The sequence below is a fragment of the Planctomycetota bacterium genome (assembly GCA_021414025.1).
Taxonomy (GTDB): Bacteria; Planctomycetota; Phycisphaerae; order Phycisphaerales; family SM1A02; genus SYAC01.
The window spans coordinates 124,426-145,664 of record JAIOPG010000002.1 but is presented as its reverse complement, the minus strand read 5'-3'; the positions used below and the strand labels follow the sequence as shown (position 1 = coordinate 145,664).

Sequence of the window (21,239 nt, the reverse complement as noted above, 5' to 3'; positions counted from 1 at the left end):
GCATGCGCGCCGCGAATCGCTAATATTTTCCCAATGCAATTCCCCTCCCTCGAATGGCTCGTCTGGGTGCTTGGAGCCTTTCTGTGCGGGAGCATTCCCTTCGGCGTGCTGATCGCCAAGAGCAAGGGGATCAACCTTCGCAAGGTGGGCAGCGGCAACATCGGCGCCACCAATGTGGCCCGCGCACTGGGCCGCAAGTGGGGATTCGTCTGCTTCGGGCTGGACGCCATCAAGGGCGCGACCCCCGTGATGATCTTCGGAGTCGACCAGGGACTCTTCGGCCAGCCGATTCATTTAATCGCGCCCGGGGCGCTGACCAACTGGATCATCGTCGCCTTCGCCTCAATCGCTGGGCACATCTTCTCGCCATGGCTGGGCTACAAAGGCGGCAAGGGTGTGGCCACCGGATTCGGCGCGCTGGTCTCCATGTGGCCCGTGCTCACCTATCCGACCCTGATCGCGCTGGGCCTCTGGCTGATCTGCATGAAGCTGACCCGCATCGTCAGCCTCTCCAGCATGATCGCGGCGCTCTCGCTGCCGCTGAGCGCGGCGCTGCTGCTGCCATGGGATCAGTTCGAAGCCCCCCCGGAACCGGCGACTCCAGGCATTCCGCTCTCCCCCAATGGAACGCCGCTGCCCGCGGTGATCGCCTGCGGCCTGATCGCGGCGCTGGTCTTTGCGACGCACCGAGCCAATGTGAAACGCCTGCTTTCAGGCACCGAACCTCGCGTTGGCCAGAAGCGCAAGCCCTCCGTTACGATTCATTTGTGACCGCCGCCCCCGAGCCCACTTCGAACTCTTCCGACCTCTGGCAGAGCGCGCTCTCGACGCGGTTCGCCTCCAATGAAATGCAGCGTCTCTGGTCGGACGCGCACCGCGCCCAGCTCTGGCGGCGGGTCTGGCTGGCGGTGGCCCAGAGTCAGCACGAGCTCGGCGTCGACATTCCCAAGGCCGCGATCGACGCGATGCGCGACAATCTCCACACAACCGACTTCGCCGCGGTCGCGCACCACGAGAAGCGACTGCGCCACGACGTGATGGCCCACGTGCACGCCTTCGGCGAGTCGGCGCTGGCGGCGCAGGGGTTCATCCATCTCGGGTTGACCAGTCAGGACGTGATCTGCAACGCCGATGCCCTGGTGCTGCGCGAGGCGCTGGGTCTGATCGCCGTCAAGTTCGCCCGCGCCATCGACCGCGTCGCCACCTTCGCCGCCAAGCACCGCGACCTGCCCTGCCTTGGATACACGCACTTCCAGCCGGCCCAGCCTCTCTCCCTGGGCAAACGGGCCACGCTTTGGGGTCAGGATTTCGCCATCGCGCTGGAGGACATCGAGCGGCGCCTCGCCGGCGTGCGCCTCAAGGGCCTGCGCGGCGCCACCGGCACGCAATTTTCCTTCCTGGCCTTGTTGGGCGACGCCGCCCGTGTCGACCAACTCGAAGCCAAGTTCTGCGCCCATCTGCAATGGAATCCCGATGATGTCTGGAGCGTGTGCGGGCAGACCTCGCCCCGCGTCTTCGAGGCCACCGTGCTCAACGCCCTGGCGGTCGGCGCCAGCGCCATCCACAAATGCTGCAACGACATTCGCCTGCTGGCCAACCTGCGCGAAGTCGAAGAGCCTTTTGAAAAAGATCAAATCGGTTCAAGCGCCATGCCCTACAAGCGCAACCCGATGCGCTGCGAGCGAGCCACCGGCCTGGCCCGCTTCGTGATCGGCCTCGCCTCGGTGGGCATGTCGACTGCGAGCGAGCAGTGGCTGGAGCGCACGCTGGATGACTCCAGCGCGCGACGACTCTCCCTGCCCGAGGCCTTCCTCGCCTTGGACGGCGCGCTGGACGTGATGATCAACGTGCTCGGCGGCCTGGTGGTGAATGAGAGCGTGATCGCGCATCGCCTGGCCAACGAGCTGCCCTTCGTGGCCACCGAGGACATCCTGATCGCCGCGGTGCGGGCCGGCGTCGACCGCGAGAAGGCTCACGACTCCCTGCGCCGCCATGCCTTGGCTGCCGCCGACCGCGTGAAGAATGGCGCCACCAATGACCTCGCTTCACGACTCGCCGGCGACCCGCTGCTGGCCAAGGTCGACATCGCCAGGGCCCTCGACGCCAAGCGCCTGACCGGCCGCAGCGGCGAGCAAACTGATCGCTGGATCGCCAATGTCGCGGCGCCGTTTCGCAAAAAGTACGCCGCCACCCTCGCCCATGAGCCTTCGCTGAAGGTTTGACCAACACCCCAGGACCCGCGCACAACTCCCGATGCTTCATCCCCGCCTTCGAATCAATGATGCCGCACTGCTGGTGGTCGACCTGCAGACGAAATTCGCCAAGCACATCGCCAAGTGGGATTTCGTGGTCACTAATGCCGGCATCCTGGTGCGCATGGCCAATGAACTGGCGATCCCAGTCATCGTGACCGAGCAGAATCCGCAAAGTCTGGGTTCAACGATCCCCGAAATAACTGGACTCCTTCCCAAGGGCACACCGGTCTTCGCCAAAACCCGTTTCAGCGCCTACACCAGCGAGGTCGCCGCCCAGCTTCGCTCTCTGAATCGATCGCAGGTCCTCATTTGTGGAATCGAGGCCCAGGTCTGCGTCCTTCAAACAGTGCTCGATCTGGCCGCCAACGGCCGGCAGCCTTTTCTGGTCACGGACGCCATATCGGCCGTGGATGCATCGCAAATCGCCCCGGCCTTTCGGCGAATGGAGCACGCCAACGGCATTTCCACCGGAACCCTCTCCGCGATGTACGAATTGATGCAGGATTCAACGCATCCCAAATTCAAGGCCTGCCTTGATCTGGCCAAGCAGATCTGCTTCTAAAAACATAAAAGAAGCCCGGAGAGGCTCCTTGCATGTTGAATTCTTGAATTGCCGGAATGAATCGCTACCGCACTGAAATCAGCGAGCGATCGAAACCCCGAAATTGAACCGTGATCAGGCCTTGGGGGGCTGCCGGCAGATTTCCAGAACCTTGATCCGAATATCCTGGGCCGAGGCCTTGATGTCCTGCATGGCCTTGCGAACACGCGTTCCCGCCGCCTTGTTGCCGCCACAGGCCTTGGCAATGTCTTCAGCGGCTGCTTCAACCTTCTTTTTGAGCAATTCGTAGTGTTCCATGACTTCTGATCTCCTGAGGTTTGAGATGTCAAAGGGGCGAAACCGCCCCTGCACCATGATATCGGCTCTTTTCGATATCAGCCCTAACCCTCCAAAATTGTCCCAACCGGGTTATCTTGGCCGCCATGCCTCGTTTTGGGGCCAAACCGCTCCATGGCAAACGAACTCATCATCGATCTGAACACCGTTGACCTCAATGCTGTGGCACTCGGGGGCAAGGACATCGACAAATTGCTGCCCCAAACGGGTCCCATGCGGCAATTGGACCATCTGATTTGGAAGGATGAGGAAATCACCTGCGGTGTCGGCGTCAAGAAGATCCGCCAGGATGAATTCTGGGTTCCCTACCACATTCCCGGCCGTCCGCTGATGCCCGGGGTGATGATGATCGAGGCCGCAGCCCAGCTGTGCAGTGTTCTGCAGACCCTGGCCATTCCCGACATCGGTTTTCTGGGCTTCACCCGATGCGACAACACCTCATTCCGGGGCCAGGTTGTGCCGGGCGACAGTTTCTATTTGCTCAGCCGGCTCATTCAGCGCAACAAGCGGCGGTTCGTCTGCACAGTGCAAGGCGTCGTCGAAGGCAAGCTGGTCTTCGAAAGCAGCATCACGGGTATGAAACTCTAAGACCCCGATGACATCGTCCAAGCCGACCGGCCCCGTCCTGCTGGAACCCATCGCCAAGGGGCGCGCCTGGGGAGGCAAGACTTTTGTCCAATGGAGCAAGTTCAAGGCACCGGCGCCGGGGCAGCTTCCCATCGGCGAAAGCTGGGAGCTGGCGGATCTGCCCGAGTCGATCGCCGAGGGCCGCTCGCGCGTCGCGGCCGGCGCGGGCGCCGGAAAAACCCTGCATGAATTGGTGGACCGCGACACGCAGGGATGGATGGGCCGGGCGCGTCTGACGCCGCAGGGCCGCTTCCCCCTGCTGGTGAAATTTCTCGACGCGGCTGAGCATCTTTCCGTGCAGGTGCATCCCAACGAGGAATACGCCGCGATCAATCCGACGGCGCACCTCAAGACCGAGTCGTGGTTCGTGCTGGCCGCCAAACCCGGCGCCATGATCTGGCGCGGCATCAAGGAGCAGGTGACCAAGCCGGAGTTCGAGCAGCGACTGCGCAGCGGGGCGAGCATCCTCGATCTGCTCGTGGAGGTTCGCGTGCAGACGGGCGACTGCATCGATCTGCCCAGCGGCTTGTGCCATGCACTTGGTGAAGGCATCACCGTCGCCGAGATCCAGACCCCCAGCGACACCACCTTTCGGGTCTTCGACTGGAATCGCAATGATCCCTCGCGCCAATTGCACATTGACCAGGCGATGGCGTGCATGCAATTCGGCCGCAGCCAGCGCCTTGAGCACCTGCCAATCCGCAATGCCTCCACGGCGCCGGCGGTGCAGACGCTGGCCTTTCGCACCACGCTGCTCTGCCGCACCGACCACTACAAGATCGAGCGGATCGAGGCGATGCGGGCCACCAACCTGGAAGTCATCACCCATCAGCGGCCGGTCTGCTGGCTGGTGCTGGGCGGCTCGGTCACCATTGAGGGCGATGTGCCGGTGGCGGCGAAGTCCTGGGAAACGCTGCTCTTTCCGGCCAGCGCCGAAGGACGCATGGCGAAGCTCGGGCTGGGGACGACCTTCCTGCGCATCACGCTGCCCGATCCGATGGACCGCTTCATTGCCTAGGCTCTCGCTGTGAATTGCCTCACCGCTTCCATCCGACTCATGCCGATCGTTGCGACGCTCTCGCTGCTCTACGCGGGTTGCGCTTCGGCGCAGCAAACGGCGCCCGGTGAGCCGGCAAGTGCGCCACCAAATTCCCCGACAAGCGCCCCTCCAACGAATCCTGCGACCTCCGCCACCGCACCGGCCGCGACCAACACGCCGCCCTTTCCGGTCGCGGGACTCAACACACTCGGCGGGCGCATCTTCAACATCGAGCCCGGAGTCGCCTTCAATTCGCTCGCGCCTTTTCTGCTGCCGGGCGACGAAGTGCGATTGCTTCCCGGAATCCACCTGCCCTTCGCGCTGGCGGATCTTCGCGGCGACCGCGAGAAGCCCATCATCATCCGCGGCTACCAGACTGAAGCCGACAAGCCGCCGCCCTACGTCAAGGGAGAGGCCTACAGCATTCTGCTGCAGCGGCCGCGAAATGTGATCCTGCGCGATCTGATGGTGGGCAATTCCGCGGGCCCGACGGTTGTCGTCGATGGCACGCTGGGAGCCGCGCCCGTGGTCGAGGATGTCCCGTGGGAGTCGAATCTGATCGTGTCAAACCTGCGCATCCGCCAGGATGGCCAGTCGACCAATCAATCCGCGATCTATCTGCGCTCCATCCAGAAGGCTGATCTGTCCGCGATCAAGATCAGGGGCTGGAACAGTTCGGCTTTTGTGCTGGACAATTGCCGCCGCGTGGGCATTTCGCAGTGCGAACTGGATACCTCCAAAATGCTGCCGCAATACCGGGGCGTGGCGATTCGCTCGGGTTGCGAGGACATCTCCTGCATGTACCTGAGCTTCGGCCCCAACGTGCAGACGGCCTTCGAACTGGGCGTCTGCGATCCCACGTCGCTGAGCGTCCCGGACGAATCGTTGCAGCATCCGGCGCGGAGAATTCTGATCGCGCACAATGCCGTGCTGGACACGTCCTGCTTCGTCTCGCTCGGCTCGGTGGACATCGCCAACATCGACAGCAACTCGATCATCGAGAGCAGCCGGTGCGTCTGGCGCGCCGATGGCTCGTGCGGCGTTCCCAACTTCGTCACCTTTGAAAACAATCTGGTGACCTGGGTGCCGGGCCGCATCGAGCGGATCAGTGCCGTCGCCGGCGGCATTCCCCCTGAGTCCATTCGCCTCAAGAAAAATCTTTGGTGGAGTGAAGAGCTGCCGGCGGCTTTCGAGATCGTCGGAAAACCATTCGGCGTGGAGCTGGCCCCGCAGGTCTTCGACATCAATCCCAATGTCGAGATGCATGGCTTCAATCCGGTGGAAGAGAAGGCCCGCGCCTTTGGATGGAATAATTCGGAAAAGAAAAATCCCGCTGAGGCTCCAAAAACGCCATCGGCAGCGCCGAAACAACCCTGAGATCGAATGGGATCTTTACAAACCCCGGTTGACCCCCGTTAGAATCCCTGCGTGGAAATTCAGAGCTCCATGCTGTCGCTTGCCGGTTCGCGACCGGTCGCCACCGCCCCTGCCATGAATGGCATGGCCGCGGCGCGGGTTCCGGTGGCGCCGGATCCATTTACGGCGCCGCTGCTGAGCTCGGGACCCGATCGGCTGCAGTTCTACACGCGTGCGGCGGATCGGATCGAGGTCGCCACCGGGCTTGCCCGCGGCCGGCTCCTCAATATCCGGGCTTGATCGCTTCCTCCAATTCGGCCTGAACCCTTGCGAATGGCGGTTCTTCCGTCGTGGCCAACCCGTGATCGGGCGGTTTTTGGGTGGCGATTTCGCCGCTCTACGGCTATCTTCCTAGCCCCGCCACCCGAAGCGTTTCCGGTGGCGCCGCACTCCAACCACGGACTCCCCATGCCCAGCACCGGCAAAATCATCCAAGTCATCGGCAGCACCTTCGACGCCCAGTTCCCCGAGGATCAGATCCCGGAGATCTACAACGCGGTGCATGTCGACTTCCAGTTGCGCGGCGAGAAGTCGCTGCTCGTGGGTGAGGTCGCCAAGCACATGGGCGGCGGCATCGTGCGATGCGTGGCCTTGGCCAGCACCGACGGCGTGCGACGCGGCGACGCCTGCGTGGACACCGGAGCGAGCGTGCGGGTTCCCACCGGCGAAGGCGTGCTCGGCCGCATCTTCAACCTGCTGGGACAGCCCGTCGACGGGCGCGGCGAGGTGAAGTACGACGAGTTGATGCCGATTCACCGCGAGCCCCCGCCATTTGTCGACCTCAACCCCAAGACCGAACTTCTGCCGACCGGCATCAAGGTCATCGACCTGCTCTGCCCCTTCGTCCGCGGTGGAAAGATCGGACTCTTCGGCGGTGCAGGCGTGGGCAAGACCGTTGTGATCCAGGAGATGATCGCTCGCGTGGCACGAAACTTCGGCGGCTACAGCGTGTTCGCCGGTGTCGGCGAGCGCACCCGCGAAGGAAATGACTTGTGGCTTGAAATGCAGGAGGCCGAGTACATCGACTCGACCGGCAAGAAGTGCCACGTCATCGACAAGGTGGCGATGGTGTTCGGCCAGATGAACGAGCCGCCCGGAGCGCGTCTTCGCGTCGGACTGAGCGCGCTGACCATGGCCGAGGCCTTCCGCGACAAGAGCGGTAAGGAAACCCTGCTCTTCATCGACAACGTCTTCCGCTTCACGCAGGCCGGTTCCGAAGTGTCCGCGCTGCTGGGCCGCATGCCCAGCGCCGTGGGTTACCAGCCGACGCTCGCCACGGAAATGGGTCAGATGCAGGAGCGCATCACCAGCACCAAGCAAGGCGCCATCACCAGCGTGCAGGCGATTTACGTGCCCGCCGACGACTTGACCGATCCCGCACCCGCGACCACGTTCAGCCATCTTGACGCGTTCATCGTGCTTGAGCGAAAGATCTCCGAAAAGGGCATCTATCCCGCCGTCGATCCGATCGCCAGCACCAGCCGCATCCTGGATCCGCAGGTGCTGGGCGAGCGCCACTACAAGGTGGCCCGCCGCGTGCAGGGCATTCTGCAGCGCTACAAGGATCTGCAGGACATCATTGCGATTCTCGGCGTCGATGAACTTTCAGAGGATGACAAGCTGACCGTGGCCCGTGCACGAAAGATGGAGCGGTTCTTGAGCCAGCCCTTCTACGTGGCGGAAGTCTTCACCGGCATCCCCGGCGTGACCTGCAAATTGGAAGAGACCATCGACAGCTTCGAGCGCATCGTCGCCGGCGAAGGCGACGACCTGCCGGAGAGCGCGTTTATGTATGTCGGAACGCTGGACGACGCCCGCAAGAAGGCGGAGAAGATGGCCGCGGCCGTCTGAGTCGGGTTCAGAATTTCCGAGACACGATTTCAGAAATTAATTTGAATTGAACAGAGCCGATCTCGCAAAGGTCGGCTCTGTTTCTTTGCACAGGCCAGTTCTGCCTCTGTGTTGGCGACATTTGCATAATGACGCCATTGAGCAAATTTCAATCACCCGACTATTTTTTCGTTTCCCACTCGGGAACCTGAATCTCCGTGACCTTGCCGTACGAGTCGAACTTGATCGACCAGGCCCGCGGGTGCGGCTCCTCCGGGAACATGGCGCCGGTGGCCAGCGTGCTCAGGTTGTCGCCGTATTGCCAGCGATCCTGCGCGATGATCACCTTGCCGTCCTCGGTCTTCGCTTGGTACTTGCTGCTGGGCGGGCCAAGCAAGTGCTCGACCTGCTCCTTGGTCATGCCCGCGCGGACCCGGCTCCAATTCTCCTGGTATTGCGATTCGCAACCCATTGCGCAGAGCAGCGCAAGCAGCGGCGCAACAAACAGCGCGGGCCGAAGCCCGGCGCAGAGCAAAAGGGATCCAAGTCCTGCGTGCCGTCGGTGAGGGCGCGGGCGATTGATTACACTTCGTGCCGTGAATGGATTCACGACACAAATGTACCGGGTCAAGCTGCAGGATTCCCGTCGTCACGACCAGCTGCCCCATTCGCAAATCATGTTCCTGATCCAGAACGGCATTATGGATCTCGACGACTCCATCGCCCCCGCGGGCAGCGAGCAATGGATCGATGCGTGGGATTTCGAGGGCGCCTTCGAGGCGTCGGTGAGCAGCGCCTACCGCAAGCACGCCAAGGCGATCCACCGGATGCGCCGCAGCATCGCCAGCGGGTGGCTGACCGTGGTCGAGTTTCGCGACCAGCGCGACGGCCTGCTGCTGGGCGAGCCCGGCGTGAAGGAGAGCATGTGGGCCTCGCGGCCACGGCCCGACTTGGCCACCCACGCCGCCGGCCACGAGCTCTTCGCCGCAGCCGCTGAGGGCGCGGCCCTGCAGGCCGCGGCGGCCAATCGCACGGAACGCCGTGTTCCCCCGCGGCGCGGCGTGCAGGCCCGGCGCGGCGGAGGCCAGGTTTTTCGGGGCAATGTCGCCAAGATCCTGCAGGGCGACTGGCCCCCCTGGGCCGATCCCAAGGCCCTGCTCGCGACTGCCAAGGCGAATGCATTCAAGATTTTTTTCATCGCGTGCCTCCTCGCCCTCTTCACGGATCCCCTGCGGCCCTGGATTCATCTGCAATGGTTCGTCGTGGGCAGCGGCATCTACGCGATCTACGCCGCTCTGCGGCAGCTGGGCAGCGCCGGGAAGGGTCGCTTCTGGGCCGATCGCTTTGTCTCCTTCGTCCTGTTCACGCTGTTCTTCACGGTTCTCCTGGTGGTGACCGCGAAGACGGAACCCAGGGACCGCGCCGGCGTCCTGTCGCGCTTTCCCCAGGTGGCCCGCCTGCAGGAAAAGATCCAAAAGTGGCAGGAGCAGCCGCTGAATTAAACGCGGTGGCGGCGAATACCATGGGGCCATGAAGAGCGCGCAAGCCACCGTTCCCGCGTCGAAAGCCAATTCACTTCCCACAGAAGCCGTCATCACGCAACTGGTGAAGCAGCATGGCGAAGCCGCGAAGAAACGCGCGGAGACGGGCGTGAAGCAGGTCGCCCTGCGCTGGCGCAGCGACGATGGAACCGCGGAGGACTTCACAACATTTTGCACGACGAACTTCGTCGCTGCCGAAGCCGATGTCACCCGCCTGCTCGACCGGCTCGAGAAAATGCTCACAAGCGTCGGCGGGCACCTCTATGAGATTCGCCGCGACTTGCGCTGGTGGAGCGATGTCAAAACCGACACCTTCGCCGGCGTCGACGACGCGCTGGCCAAGTTCGACCCGGCGCCGGATCTTTCCGACCAGTTCTACCGGCAGAAGGTCGCCTTCATCGCCCTGCTGAACTTCGACCGCGGCACGCTCGCGGAGATGCTCGCCAAGGGAGCGACCTGGTCGACGACCCGCTGGGCGGAAGCACGGCTCGCGCAGGCGTTCGGCCCGCGCATTCCCATGGACTTGGCCGATCGCGCTCGCAAGGTCACGCACGAAGCCAACCAGTTTGTCAGCGGCTTCCACATTCCCGTTGGACGCATGGTGGACCAGCAGGGCAAGCGATGGTTCGAGCCCGACCGCAAGCTGCTGGCGCACTGGCTGGTGCGCGAGGAGGTCAAGGCCGGCTACGGCGACCCCGACGGACTGGCAAAGCAGCGCGCGTTGATGCGCGTCATGGGGCGTCACATCGACGGGACCATTCCGAAAGCCGTCATGGAATGCAAGGGCTCCGACGACTGGAACCCCGACACGAACAAGATCGGCGGCGGCGAGTGCGGCGAGACGCTCGGCGCAGTGCGCTACCAGTTCTGGAATTCGCAGCGCGATCTCGCGGCGCAATTTGATCCGCTCTATCCGGAAGCCCCCACCGCCATCGCGCGAAAGTTCGACCTGGCCCGCGAGATTCCCGAGGCTGAAGTGGAGCGTCTATTGATTTCGCTGCTCGAGCATCCGGTGCGCGAGCAAATTGCCGCGTGGCTGCGCAAGCGGCTGGGCCGGGCGTTGGAACCGCACGACGTCTACTTCGAGGACATCGCCGAATCGCGCCCGCCCGAGGAGATGAACGCCGTTGTCGCCAAGCATTTCCCCGACGAGAAAGAGTTCGAGCGCAAGCTGCCGGAGATTCTGCAGTCGCTGGGCTTCTCAAAGGACGACTCGCATTTCCTGGGCAGCCGCATCCGCGTGGAGATCGCCCGCGGCTCCGGCCACGCCATGCGTCCGGGCATGCCCGAGTACGGCGCGTGGCTTCGCACCAGCCGCCTGGACCGCGAGTTCGGCTGGGATGGCTTCGACACCGCGATGCACGAGCTCGGCCACAACCTGGAGCAGCTCTGCAGCACGCACTTCGCGCCGCGTCCGCTGCTGCGCAATGTTCCCAACACCGCGTGCACCGAGGCGTTCGCGTTCCTCTACCAGTCGCTTGGCCGCCGCGTGCTTGGCCTTGAGAAGCCGGAGGAAGTGAAGCGAAGTTTCGATCTCGACTCCGTGGGAACCATGCTGGCCGCGTGCCAGATCGCGGGGCCGAGCCTGCTCGAGCTCTACACATGGCGATGGATCTACGCCAATCCCACAGCGAGCGCTGAGCAACTGCGAGACCAGGTGATCGCAATCGCAGATCAATTGTGGAGCCGCTTCTACGAGCCGCTGCATGGCAAGGACCGCAACAGGTTGCTTGCGGCGTACCAGCACATGGTGGCGCATCCGCTGTACCTGGCGGACTACACGATCGGCCATGTCATGAGCCACCAGATTCGCTCGTTCATGCGCGGCAAGGAATTGGCGGGCGAGACCAAGCGCATCACCAGCCTGGGGCGACTGACACCGGATCTGTGGATGCGCAAGGCTGTCGGTGCACCGCTCTCCATCGAGCCGCTTGCGAATGATTGCGCGGCGGCGTTGAACCGGATCTAGCGTGGGACGATTCGGATGTTCTTGGCTAGAATCCCCGTCGATTGCATGCGTAGCTCAGCTGGATAGAGCATCGGTCTTCGAAACCGAGGGTCGTTGGTTCGAATCCAACCGCGTGCGTTGCTGAAGAATCGATCCATCAAACAAGATGCCCCGCGGTCCGCACTGTGTCCGCGAGCCTCGCCTCCAGCTTGTCGAACGAACCCGTCCAACCCTGCGTCATGCCCGCCCGCGCATTGACGAACGCTTCAAGCTCCTCGCGCGTCACCTTGCCGTGCGGTTCCCAAGTGACAGTCACTCGCGTCCGGTCGGCGCCCTCCGCCGCCAGCTGAACGGTGGTGAGCATCGTCTCGGGCCAGGTGGGCGCCTTCGGATGGCGCGAGATGTTCTCGTTCGCATCGCAGAACTGCTGCGTGTAGACGATGAATCCGGGCTTCTCGATCTTCAGATATTCCACCCGCCCGAACATGGTCATGGTTCCATCCTCGCTGCTCATGGAATAAACCGCCTTCCCGCCGGGCTTGATCTCGGCGCGGCGGAACTCCATCGTGAAACCCGTGGGCGGCAGCCACTGCGAGAAATGCTTCGGGTCGGTCCACATCTGGAACACCGTGTCGATCGGCGCGTCGAACGCCCGGTTGATGATGAAGTGCTCCTTGCCCGACAGCTTCTTCACCAGGTATTCGCCGAGCCGGTCCCATGTGCCGTCGCCGCCCGCCTTCTTGATGAATTTGCGCATCTCCGCCGCGACTTCCGCGGTCGCCATCACCGCCTTGAATTCCATTTTCGTCTTGCCCTTGAGGTCCGTGAATTGCACGGTGACGCGAAACAGTGGTGGCCGGTCTTCGCCGCCTCCGTGGTCGTACACCAGCCGGGATTCCTTGACGACCTCGTAGTACGGGGTCACATTCAGATAGTCCGTGCCGTCTGGTCCGTGCATCGTGTAGATCCACTTGCCGCCCGGTCGAAGATCTTTGCTGTGCGTGGTCAGCGTGAAGCCGCGCGGCCCCCACCACTGCTCCACTTGGGCGGGGTCGGTCCAGGCGTCCCAGACCACGCTCACCGGTGCGTCGTAGATGCGGGTCAGGCGGATTTCGTTCGATGGGGTTGCGTTGGTCATTTCTTGTGCCTTCCTTTTTTCTCGCTGGTAACGGTTTTCAAATATGCGTCGAGTCGATCAAAACTTTCTTCCCAGAATTTCCGGTGGTGTTCCATCCAGGCCGTGGCGTCCTTCAGCGGCACACCGTTGAGCCGGCATGGCCGCCACTGCGCGTCCTTGGTCTTTGTGACCAGGCCCGCCCGCTCCAGCACCTTCAGGTGCTTGGTCACCGCGGGCAGGCTCATGCTCTTGAGAAACGGCGCGGCGAGCTCGGACACATTGGCCACGCCTTTGGAGAGCCGGGCGATCATGGCCCGGCGCGTCGGGTCGGCCAGCGCGGCAAAGGTGCGATCGAGGGTGTTCTGCAGTGCGGTCATGCGGCCGTGCTCCTGTAGTTAACCTGAAGGTTAATTACAAATCGCGGGCCAGTCAAGGACATTTCCACACGGAAATAGCCGCACCATTTCGGACGGATCAAGTTGTTTTTACGGACACGGCCCAAAGCCGAGCAGCGCCAACCCGATGTCGGCACCATCCACCTCGCCATCGCCGTTCAGGTCGGTGGGACAGCCGGGGCATGGTCCAAAGTCCAGAAGGATCAAGCCAATGTCGGCGCTGTCAATTTCGCCCGAGCCATCGAGATCGCCAACGCACGGAACTTTCAGCGCGATGGTGTGGAGCAGGCCACCCGCCACCTGCATGACCGCTCCCAGGCTGGCGGGCACATTGCACTGGCCATGATCGTTGTACCCCCAGCACGCGACGGTCGCGTCGGCTTTGATCGCGATGGTGTGGAATGAATTGCTCGCGACTTGTGTGGCGGTTCCCAGGCTGGCAGGCACATTGCACTGTCCCTCGATGTTGCGCCCCCAGCACACGACCGTGCCGTCGGATTTGAGAGCGATGGTGTGGTACACGCCCGCGGCAACCTGCGAGACCAAACCCAATCCTCCAGGAACATTGCACTGTCCCTGACTGTTGTCGCCCCAGCATCGGACGGAGCTGTTGATGGCCCTGATCGCCGTGGAGTGAATCGGGCCCGCCGAAATCTGCGAGACCAGACCCAGGTTTCCCGGCACATTGCACTGACCATACGCGTTGTTTCCCCAGCATTGCACGAAGCCCGGGTATTCAATGCCCATTGTGTGAAGTTCGCCCGCGGACACCTGGACGATGGTTCCCAAATTCGCAGGCACGTTGCACTGTCCGAAATCGTTGCGCCCCCAGGCCACGAGGGTCCCGTCGGATTTCAGCGCGATGGTGTGGTACGGACCCGCGGACACCTGCGTGACGAAGCCCAAATTCGCGGGCACAGTGCACTGACCGTAAAAGTTGTCTCCCCAGCACACCACGCTGCCATCGGATTTCAATGCGACGGTGTGGTACCAGCCCCCAGACACCTGTGTGACCTCGCCCAGATTTGCGGGCACATTGCACTGGCCCACGGAATTGTCTCCCCAGCACACGACGGATTGCGCATTGGCAACCGAAGAGATCGCCGCGCAGGCGATCGCGATCAGGCGGACGGCAAAGCGGGCGACGTTGATTTCCCGGAAGAAAGTGTTCACTTGAGCAGCCTACCTCTGGAAGCAGGTGAAACAAACCCAATTCTCAATTTTCTCTATCGCTTGATGACCAGTCCCTGCCCCGTCGGCAAGGGCATGACCCGGTAGCCGCGCGCCTCGAACCATGGGTCTTCCGCGAGCTTCTGACCGCGATAGCCCAGCGTCCATTCGTAATCATCCAGCACCAGGATGCCCGCCGGAACCATGCGGTCGAACAGGCCCTCCAGGGCCGCGAGCTCGGCGGGCGCCTGGTTCATGTCGATGTGCATGTAGGCGATCTTGTCCGGCGCGTGCTCGGCGAAGACATCGGGGATGAATCCCTTGATGATCCTGACCTGCGGGTAGTCGCGGAAGCGGTGCTTCACCTGCTCGTGCAGATCCTTGCCGTGCGCGGGCAGGGAGTGATGCAGCATCGCCTCGTTGTGCTCGAAGAGGTCGTAGGCCCAGAAGGTCTTGGGAAACGCGGGACCGCCCAGATAGTCCATGACGGTCTTCACGGCGGTGCCCGTGTAGGCGCCGCATTCCACAAAATCTCCGTCAAGCTGCACGCAGTGGTAGGCGGCGCATGCCAGGACATAGCGCCTCCAGAGGATCCCCTTGTCCGTCATGTTCAGTGCGTTGCTCTCCCACGACTTCATGAACTCCGCGTCGTCCAACATGGAGTTGTTGCGCCCCCAGGTGAAGAAGTTGTCGGCGAAATGGATGCCCGGCGCCACGTTGGCCGCCACTTGACGGAACTGGGTTTCCACCTGCGCGTCATCCCGTGTTCCCCAGAACACGGGCATGAAGAAATTGATGATCTGGTCCAGTTTCGGCGCGCCCAATTTCGGGAGTTTCATGTGTGTTCGTCGTCCGTTGCTCTCTCAACATCGATGACCGCGCCCTTCAACCTCGGGCCGTCGGATCATATCCATCCGCTCATTTCGCATTCCCGGCAAAAAGCACTACTCTTCGACGCCCATGCCCGTGGTCAGCGCAACCAATCTTCGCATCACCCTCGGCGCCAAGACCGTCCTGGATGGCGCCACCTTCGCCATCGAGCCGGGCGAGCGCGTCGGCCTGGTCGGCCGCAATGGCTGCGGCAAGAGCACGCTGCTTAAGATTCTCTGCGGCAAGCTGAAGCCCGAGGGCGGCGAAGTCAGTCTGCTGCGCGGCGCGCGGCTTGGTTATCTGGAGCAGGAGCCGCGCTTCGATCTGTCCCTCACACTGCAAACCGCCGCGGCACAGGGCTTGAGCTCCGGCACAAATGCCCGCGCGGAGCTGGACCATGTCTTCGAGGAGATGGCGACCGCCCAGGGCGACGCCCTTGAAAAACTTTTCGAGCGGCAGATCGCGCTCGAGGCGAAAATCGAACAATCGGGCGGCTGGTCCAGCGACCACCTCGTAGAGGCCGTGCTGCACGGGCTGGGTTTCACCGACGAGCAATTCGACATTCCCGTCAAGGGACTTTCCGGCGGCCAGAAAGCCCGGCTTGGTTTGGCCCGGCTACTTCTTGAGGAGCCCGACGCCCTGCTGCTGGACGAGCCGACCAACCATCTCGACATCGTCGGCCGCGAATGGCTCGAAACTTTTCTTGCGGACACTTTCCAGGGCGCCGTGGTGATCATTAGCCACGATCGCCGCCTGCTCGACAAGGTGGTCCATCGCATTGAGGAGATCCACGAGGGCACCACCCGCAGTTACCCCGGCAACTACCACGCTTTCGTCGATCTGCGCCGCGAGCGTCACCTCTCGCAGATGCGCGTCCATGAGAAGCAGCTCGACAAGATCCGATCCGAGGAGCAGTTCATTCTGCGCTACAAGGCCGGCCAGCGCGCCAAACAAGCGCGCGGCCGCGCCACCCGCCTGGAGCGCTTCAAGGAGGACAACCTGGTGGAGCGCCCGATCGAGCTCGACTCGATGCGACTCTCGCTGCCCAAGGGCCCGCGCATCGGCGACTCGGTCGCGGTCTGCGAAGACTTGCAGAAGACTTTGGGCGACCGTCTTCTCTTCAAGGAACTGACGATCACGATCAAGCCCGGCGACCGCATCGGCATCATCGGTCCCAACGGCGCCGGCAAGACCACGCTCATCCGCACACTGCTGGGGGAAATTCCCTTCGACAAGGGAACGGTGCGGCAGAGTCCCAAGCTGCATCCGGGCTGGTTCAAGCAGACCCACGAGCATCTGGATTACACCCTGAACGTCTGGCAATACCTCCAGCGCACCGTTCCGGCGCGGCCCGGCCTGGGCAAGCTGAACGAGCAGGAGTCGCGCGACCTCGCCGGTGCTTTCCTCTTCTCCGGCTATGAGCAGGAAAAGCTGCTGGGCGAAGTCTCCGGCGGCGAGCGCGCACGCGCTGTTCTCGCGGGACTGGTCGCGGGCGGCCACAACCTTCTCGTGCTGGACGAACCGACCAACCATCTGGACATTCCCAGTGCCGAGCGCCTTGAAGAGGCACTTTCGCTCGACCCCGACGATGGCGGCTACGACGGCGCTTTGTTGCTGGTGAGCCACGACCGCGCCCTGCTCGCCGCGACCTGCGATCGCCTGATCATTCTCGACGGACATGGCAACGCGACGGTCTTCGACGGCAACTACGACGAGTGGGTTGCGAAGCAGGCCGCCAAGGCCAAATTGGAAGCAACGCCTGCTCAAAAATCTTCCACGACTTCGGCGAAGTCGCATGGCAAGGACAAGCCCGCTTCCAAGGACAGCGCCAATCCCAAGTCCGGCACGAAATCGAAAACCAAATCCGCTCCCGATCCCTTCGCCAAACTTTCCATCGAGGATCTGGAGAACCAGACCCGCAAGCTGGCCGCGGACATCCTGGCGCTGGACAACACGATCGCCCTTCCCGAGACCGCGCGCAACCATAAGAAGCTCGCCACGCTCCTGGACGACCGCGAGAAGCTGGTCGCGCGCTTGCACGCCACCGAGCAATCCTGGCTGCAGCGCGCCGATCACTCGTAAAAGAAAAAGCCCGCCTCGAAGTTTCCTCCAAGGCAGGCCTGCGGTGGTTGCTCGTTGATCAGTTGTCCGACGCCAGAGTCAGCGGGGCCGGTTCCGCGGCCGCCTCCACCAGGGTTTCATCCGCGATTTCCAGGGGCGAATTCTGGATGTCGAAGAGCGTGTGCTCGCCGTCCACGCTCATCGCGTTGGCCGCGACATTGCCCTCGAAGTCGGTGCCGTAGATGCGGGCCCGAACGCCGAAGGCGTAGATGCCCGCGCCCGACACATTCGACGCGTTGCCGGAGATGAGGCAGGCGTCCACCTCCAGATTGCCGCCATCCGCGTAAAGGCCGCCGCCCCAGGCGCCGCTGATGACGCGATTGTCGACCAGGCCCACGTTGTACAGGCGCATTGTTGTGCCGGAGGCGTAGACGCCGCCGCCGAAGGTGCCCGCGGCGTTGTGATTGAACTCGCTGTCGCTCAGGCGCACCTCGGACTTGGTCGCCCGAAGACCGCCGCCCGCGTAGGAGGAGTTGTTCTCCGCGACCACGCAATGGTCAAGCTGGACCTGCGAATCGTTCGCGGCCAATCCGCCCTTGTTGTTCATGAAGCGGCAATCGGTAAAGGTTCCGTTGCTGCGCTCCAGCAACGCGCCGCAGCCGTTCTCGCCGCGGCCATTCTGGATCTGGAAGCCCTCGAAGGAGACCTTCGAGTCCTCAATCATGGCAATGGGTCCTTCGCGGCCATCGCCCGACAGGACGGTCGCTTCGGCGCCGGCCATCGCCCAGAGGGAAACCTTTCGGCCGCGGATGGAGAGATTCTCGCGGTACTCGCCCGGCGCCACGATGATCACGCTGCCGTCGCCCGCCCGGTCGATGGCCCCCTGCAGGGTGGGCTCCTCTTCCGGCACCAGGATCACGCCCGGGGCGCGATCATTGCGGTCGCTGTTCTGCTCGAGGTCCTGAGTCGACGGCGCGGCGGACCCCAAGCCCGAAACCCCGGTCGAATTGGCCTTGACGATGTTCACGAAGGAGCCGCTCCAGAGCGAAACCATGGGCACGGCCACCACGAGAGCCAAACCCAGCGACCTCAGGAAGGTTCCCTTGTTCCGAGTTCGCGGGGTTTGATTTTGATCGGTCGAGCGGTCCTGCTTCATGTTCAGCGCCTCGAAATGTTGACTTGACGCGCCGCGGCAAGCGCCGCGAGCGCACAATTCCAACCTCTGCTGCACTGATTTGAATTTGACCCTGCCAGCCAGAGTCGCCCGGACGACGCTCCCCAGCGCGTCCGGGCGACTCTCGCACTCGCCCGCGGTTTTCCTCCGCGGCGAGCCTTTCAATTCTTGCGGTTCCCTTTTCCCAGAACCGCAATCTCTTTCCAACACTCGCGGCTCCCCAGCCGCAAGTTTTTCCCGGCTTCGCGGGTCCCTTTCACCCGCGAGGCCGTCCCCGATTGCCGTTCGGACCAACCCTCCTTGGCCCGTCGTGCACGGCGACACTGTCGAATTCAAATCGCGGAAAGCAAGTCGGCTTGGCAATTTCATGCATTTCCCGCTGGGTCCCAAATAATCTTGCCCTTTTTGCATTTTTGTGAAATTTGGCTCAAGTCCGATGGCCTTTCCAAAATGAATCGTGTCAAGATGCACGCATGCGTGGTGGACGCCCTCAACTCCCGACCGGATTGACGCGCTGGCTGCGCTTGGCGTCACTCATTACGGTGTGCCTGATGGCGCTGCCCGCGTGCAAGGCCACGCCCTTCCGCTTCGACGTGGTTCCGATGCCGGTGGGCACCAGCAGCCTGATCCGCGCGGGCTTTCACGGCGACAAGCAGAGTTGGGCCTGCATCGACCACGCCCACGACGAATATCTCGCGCAATGGCAGGCCGTGGTGCAGCGGGAAATCACTGGAATCACCGGCGCCATCCGCCAGCGCAGCAACGCGCTGGATCCGCAGATGCAAGGCTCCTGGCTCAAGGACATCGAGTTCATGGAGCAGCTGCGCCGCCGCCATGGCGCCCTGCTGACGCAGCTCACCCTGCTGGATCAGAATCTCTTTGCCCAGTGGGGCGAATGCATCGGGCCGCAGCATGCGGTTCTGATCGAGGACCTGGCGATGGACCGGGCCATCGCGCGGGCCAAAAGCATCGCCCTGCCGGGCTACCAGTCCTTCATCGACCTGCGCGAAGTGCTCGCCGACCTGGATCTGCCCGCCGACAAGCGGGCGATGTTCGACGATCACATGCGGACCTATGCGCGCGACCTGCTGCCGGCCGCCAACGATTTCGCCGCGGCCAACGTCCGCCGCCCCATCGACGGCAACGACGAGGCTGTGAACAAGGCCGCCAATCGCATCGTGGCCCTGAACCTGCGGACCATCGAAATGCTTGGGGGTCTGTCGGACCAGGAGGCCGTGGAGCGATTCAAGATCGGATTCGTCAATCATGAATCGTGGAAGCCCACCGACTGGCAGAAGGCGGCGCCGATGGTGATCGTGCGCCTGCCCAACCTCGACCAGGCGCAGCGCGTGGAGATCGCCAAGATCGTGCTGGCGTGGGAGAAGGACGACCGCGACATCGCCCTGCGGATCGCCAACGCCATGATGCGCGGCAAGGACGATCCCCGCGCCAAGCTGGCCAAGGACGCGCGGCAGGAACTGCTCAAGCAGCGCAACATGGCCATGATCAAGGCGGCCGGCGAGCCCTACCGCAAGTTGCTGGAGCCGCTGCGCAAGCAATCCGGCGAGCAGCTTCGCTCCAGCATTGCGGGATTGCTTCCCAGCGAGGTGCTCGGCGATATTTTCGCGCTGATTCCGCCGCCGCCGCCCGAGGCCGCGCCGGATGGCTGGCCCATCCGCAAGAGCGCCGAGACCTTCGCGCTTTTCCTGCCCCCGGATTTCGAGCCCTGGGTGGAGAGCCGGCTGCGTCCGCTGCAGCCCCACTCTGACACCGAGACCGCGGTCTCCATGACGCTGCTGGCCGACAGCGTGGACAAGTGGAATCAGGCCTTCCAGGAGCGCTCCAAGAAAATCAAGGACGCCGAAGATCGGATGAAGGAGGCCTCATCCTCCGACATCTCGATCCCGGAGGCACAGCGGCGCCTGCGCACGCTGGTGACCGAGGTCGACTCGGCGCGCAACGCCTTGACCGAGATCGAGGACCAGACCATCGCCGAGCTCGCGGCCGTGCTGGGACTGGACCCCAACGATCCCCGCGTCGAGCGCCTGCGCATCGAGCGCGCGGTGACGGCGTCGAGCATCGACTGGCGGAAGATCCCCGCGGGCTCGCTGGTGGCGATCGACCGCGAGGCCACCATCGACCTGCCCGCAGCCTTCGCCCAGGCCCAGCTCTCCCCCGAGGCCAACGCCATCACCGATGCGGCGATCATCGACGCCGCCGTGCCGCTGGTGGAGAGCTCCGACCGTCTGCGGGTGGCCACCATCGACGCGCTGCGCAGCTTCGTACTCAACATGAAGAAGCTGATCACCGACTTCAAGTTCAACGACCAGGACCAGGCGGCCGGTGAAACGCGGCTGCGCGAGATCCTTGCCGCGGCGGCCAAAAGCGTCGAGCCGACCGCGCGGGCCCGCGTCGAGGTGCAGGAGGAGATTTTGCGCGGCACCTGCAGCTCCCTCGCCACCGATGATGCCCGCGAATTGAAGCGCGCCTACTGGCGCTTCGCCTATCCGGAAATTTTCTACGACCGCCACCCCGCCGAGGACATGCTCAACCAGATGGTCGCGGAGCTGCCGCAGGACGAAACCCGAGACCAAGCCGATGTCTTGCTGCAGACCCGCCAGAGCGCCCTGGACGAGCTGCTGAACCAGATCATCGAGGCCCGCAAGCTCTGGGCCAACGATGATTTCACCATCTCCAAGGACAACTTCGACCAGCTCCAGCGCCGCGCCCCGGCCCTGGCGATCCTGCTCAACGTGCGCGAGGAGATCAATGTGCGGGCGCTGCGGGAAGTGGCGCTGATGGCGGGAACCAACTCCGACGCATGGCACAAGCTGACCCACTGGGTCAAGACGCCGTTGTTCCACTCCGGCGAATGAAGGCGCCAAGGCGCTGCGAACA

19 protein-coding genes and 1 tRNA gene are annotated in these 21,239 nt (G+C 63.2%); 13 read left to right on the top strand and 7 right to left on the bottom strand.

Annotated elements, in window-relative coordinates; all coding sequences use genetic code 11:
- The first annotated feature begins 33 nt into the window (after positions 1-33).
- From plsY to K8R92_01235, 3 genes are all read left to right on the top strand, one after another.
- Positions 34-771: a glycerol-3-phosphate 1-O-acyltransferase PlsY gene (gene plsY / locus K8R92_01245; GenBank protein MCE9618517.1), complete on the top strand. Its 738-nt coding sequence runs from the start codon at positions 34-36 to the stop codon at positions 769-771.
- A 77-nt stretch (positions 772-848) separates the two neighbouring features.
- A complete protein-coding gene (purB, locus tag K8R92_01240; GenBank protein ID MCE9618516.1) occupies positions 849-2,222 on the top strand; it encodes an adenylosuccinate lyase in 1,374 nt (457 codons plus the stop codon).
- Between the two features lie 31 nt (positions 2,223-2,253).
- On the top strand, positions 2,254-2,817 hold the full coding sequence (locus tag K8R92_01235) for an isochorismatase family protein (GenBank protein MCE9618515.1): 564 nt from the start codon (positions 2,254-2,256) through the stop codon (positions 2,815-2,817).
- A gap of 114 nt (positions 2,818-2,931) precedes the next feature.
- On the opposite strand, the gene K8R92_01230 is transcribed toward K8R92_01235, so the two are convergent.
- Positions 2,932-3,114 carry a histone H1 gene (locus K8R92_01230; GenBank protein MCE9618514.1) on the bottom strand — a complete coding sequence of 61 codons (183 nt, stop codon included), beginning with the start codon at positions 3,112-3,114 and terminating at the stop codon, positions 2,932-2,934.
- 153 nt (positions 3,115-3,267) lie between these two features.
- On the opposite strand from K8R92_01230, the gene K8R92_01225 reads away from it, so the two are divergent.
- The 5 genes from K8R92_01225 (at position 3,268) to atpD (ending at position 8,086) form a co-directional block, all read left to right on the top strand.
- On the top strand, positions 3,268-3,741 hold the full coding sequence (locus K8R92_01225; protein MCE9618513.1) for a beta-hydroxyacyl-ACP dehydratase: 474 nt from the start codon (positions 3,268-3,270) through the stop codon (positions 3,739-3,741).
- Positions 3,742-3,748: 7 nt separating this feature from the next.
- On the top strand, positions 3,749-4,798 hold the full coding sequence (locus K8R92_01220; GenBank protein ID MCE9618512.1) for a class I mannose-6-phosphate isomerase: 1,050 nt from the start codon (positions 3,749-3,751) through the stop codon (positions 4,796-4,798).
- A gap of 39 nt (positions 4,799-4,837) precedes the next feature.
- Positions 4,838-6,196 (top strand): hypothetical protein, encoded by a 1,359-nt coding sequence (locus K8R92_01215; GenBank protein MCE9618511.1) that lies wholly within the window; start codon positions 4,838-4,840, stop codon positions 6,194-6,196.
- 51 nt (positions 6,197-6,247) lie between these two features.
- Positions 6,248-6,475 carry a hypothetical protein gene (locus K8R92_01210; GenBank protein MCE9618510.1) on the top strand — a complete coding sequence of 76 codons (228 nt, stop codon included), beginning with the start codon at positions 6,248-6,250 and terminating at the stop codon, positions 6,473-6,475.
- A 168-nt stretch (positions 6,476-6,643) separates the two neighbouring features.
- The gene (gene atpD, locus K8R92_01205) at positions 6,644-8,086 is read left to right on the top strand and encodes a F0F1 ATP synthase subunit beta (protein MCE9618509.1); all 1,443 of its coding nucleotides are present in this window, start codon (positions 6,644-6,646) and stop codon (positions 8,084-8,086) included.
- A gap of 160 nt (positions 8,087-8,246) precedes the next feature.
- On the opposite strand, the gene K8R92_01200 is transcribed toward atpD, so the two are convergent.
- On the bottom strand, positions 8,247-8,600 hold the full coding sequence (locus tag K8R92_01200; protein ID MCE9618508.1) for an outer membrane protein assembly factor BamE: 354 nt from the start codon (positions 8,598-8,600) through the stop codon (positions 8,247-8,249).
- Between the two features lie 61 nt (positions 8,601-8,661).
- Here K8R92_01200 and K8R92_01195 point away from each other — a divergent pair, with 61 nt between their 5' ends.
- From K8R92_01195 to K8R92_01185, 3 genes are all read left to right on the top strand, one after another.
- Complete coding sequence (locus K8R92_01195) at positions 8,662-9,567, top strand: hypothetical protein (protein MCE9618507.1); 906 nt, start codon at positions 8,662-8,664, stop codon at positions 9,565-9,567.
- A 28-nt stretch (positions 9,568-9,595) separates the two neighbouring features.
- The gene (locus tag K8R92_01190) at positions 9,596-11,575 is read left to right on the top strand and encodes a hypothetical protein (protein ID MCE9618506.1); all 1,980 of its coding nucleotides are present in this window, start codon (positions 9,596-9,598) and stop codon (positions 11,573-11,575) included.
- A 43-nt stretch (positions 11,576-11,618) separates the two neighbouring features.
- Positions 11,619-11,692, top strand: a tRNA-Arg gene (locus K8R92_01185).
- 19 nt (positions 11,693-11,711) lie between these two features.
- On the opposite strand, the gene K8R92_01180 is transcribed toward K8R92_01185, so the two are convergent.
- The 4 genes from K8R92_01180 to K8R92_01165 all read right to left on the bottom strand — a co-directional run bounded on the left by K8R92_01180 (position 11,712) and on the right by K8R92_01165 (position 15,075).
- Entirely contained in the window at positions 11,712-12,692 is a 981-nt protein-coding gene (locus tag K8R92_01180; protein ID MCE9618505.1) for an SRPBCC domain-containing protein, read from the bottom strand.
- Positions 12,689-13,039 (bottom strand): metalloregulator ArsR/SmtB family transcription factor, encoded by a 351-nt coding sequence (locus tag K8R92_01175; protein MCE9618504.1) that lies wholly within the window; start codon positions 13,037-13,039, stop codon positions 12,689-12,691. The genes K8R92_01180 and K8R92_01175 overlap by 4 nt, the downstream gene beginning before the upstream one ends.
- Positions 13,040-13,156: 117 nt before the next feature.
- Complete coding sequence (locus K8R92_01170) at positions 13,157-14,239, bottom strand: chromosome condensation regulator (GenBank protein MCE9618503.1); 1,083 nt, start codon at positions 14,237-14,239, stop codon at positions 13,157-13,159.
- 53 nt (positions 14,240-14,292) lie between these two features.
- A complete protein-coding gene (locus K8R92_01165; protein ID MCE9618502.1) occupies positions 14,293-15,075 on the bottom strand; it encodes a TylF/MycF family methyltransferase in 783 nt (260 codons plus the stop codon).
- 121 nt (positions 15,076-15,196) lie between these two features.
- Between K8R92_01165 and K8R92_01160 the strand changes: the two genes are divergently transcribed.
- Positions 15,197-17,188, top strand: coding sequence for an ATP-binding cassette domain-containing protein (locus K8R92_01160; protein MCE9618501.1), 1,992 nt, complete (start codon positions 15,197-15,199; stop codon positions 17,186-17,188).
- A 58-nt stretch (positions 17,189-17,246) separates the two neighbouring features.
- Here the strand turns inward: K8R92_01160 and K8R92_01155 are convergent, their stop codons facing one another.
- Positions 17,247-18,323, bottom strand: a complete 1,077-nt coding sequence (locus K8R92_01155; protein ID MCE9618500.1) for a hypothetical protein — start codon at positions 18,321-18,323, stop codon at positions 17,247-17,249.
- Positions 18,324-18,892: 569 nt separating this feature from the next.
- Here K8R92_01155 and K8R92_01150 point away from each other — a divergent pair.
- Positions 18,893-21,217: a hypothetical protein gene (locus tag K8R92_01150; GenBank protein ID MCE9618499.1), complete on the top strand. Its 2,325-nt coding sequence runs from the start codon at positions 18,893-18,895 to the stop codon at positions 21,215-21,217.
- The last annotated feature ends 22 nt before the right edge of the window (positions 21,218-21,239 follow it).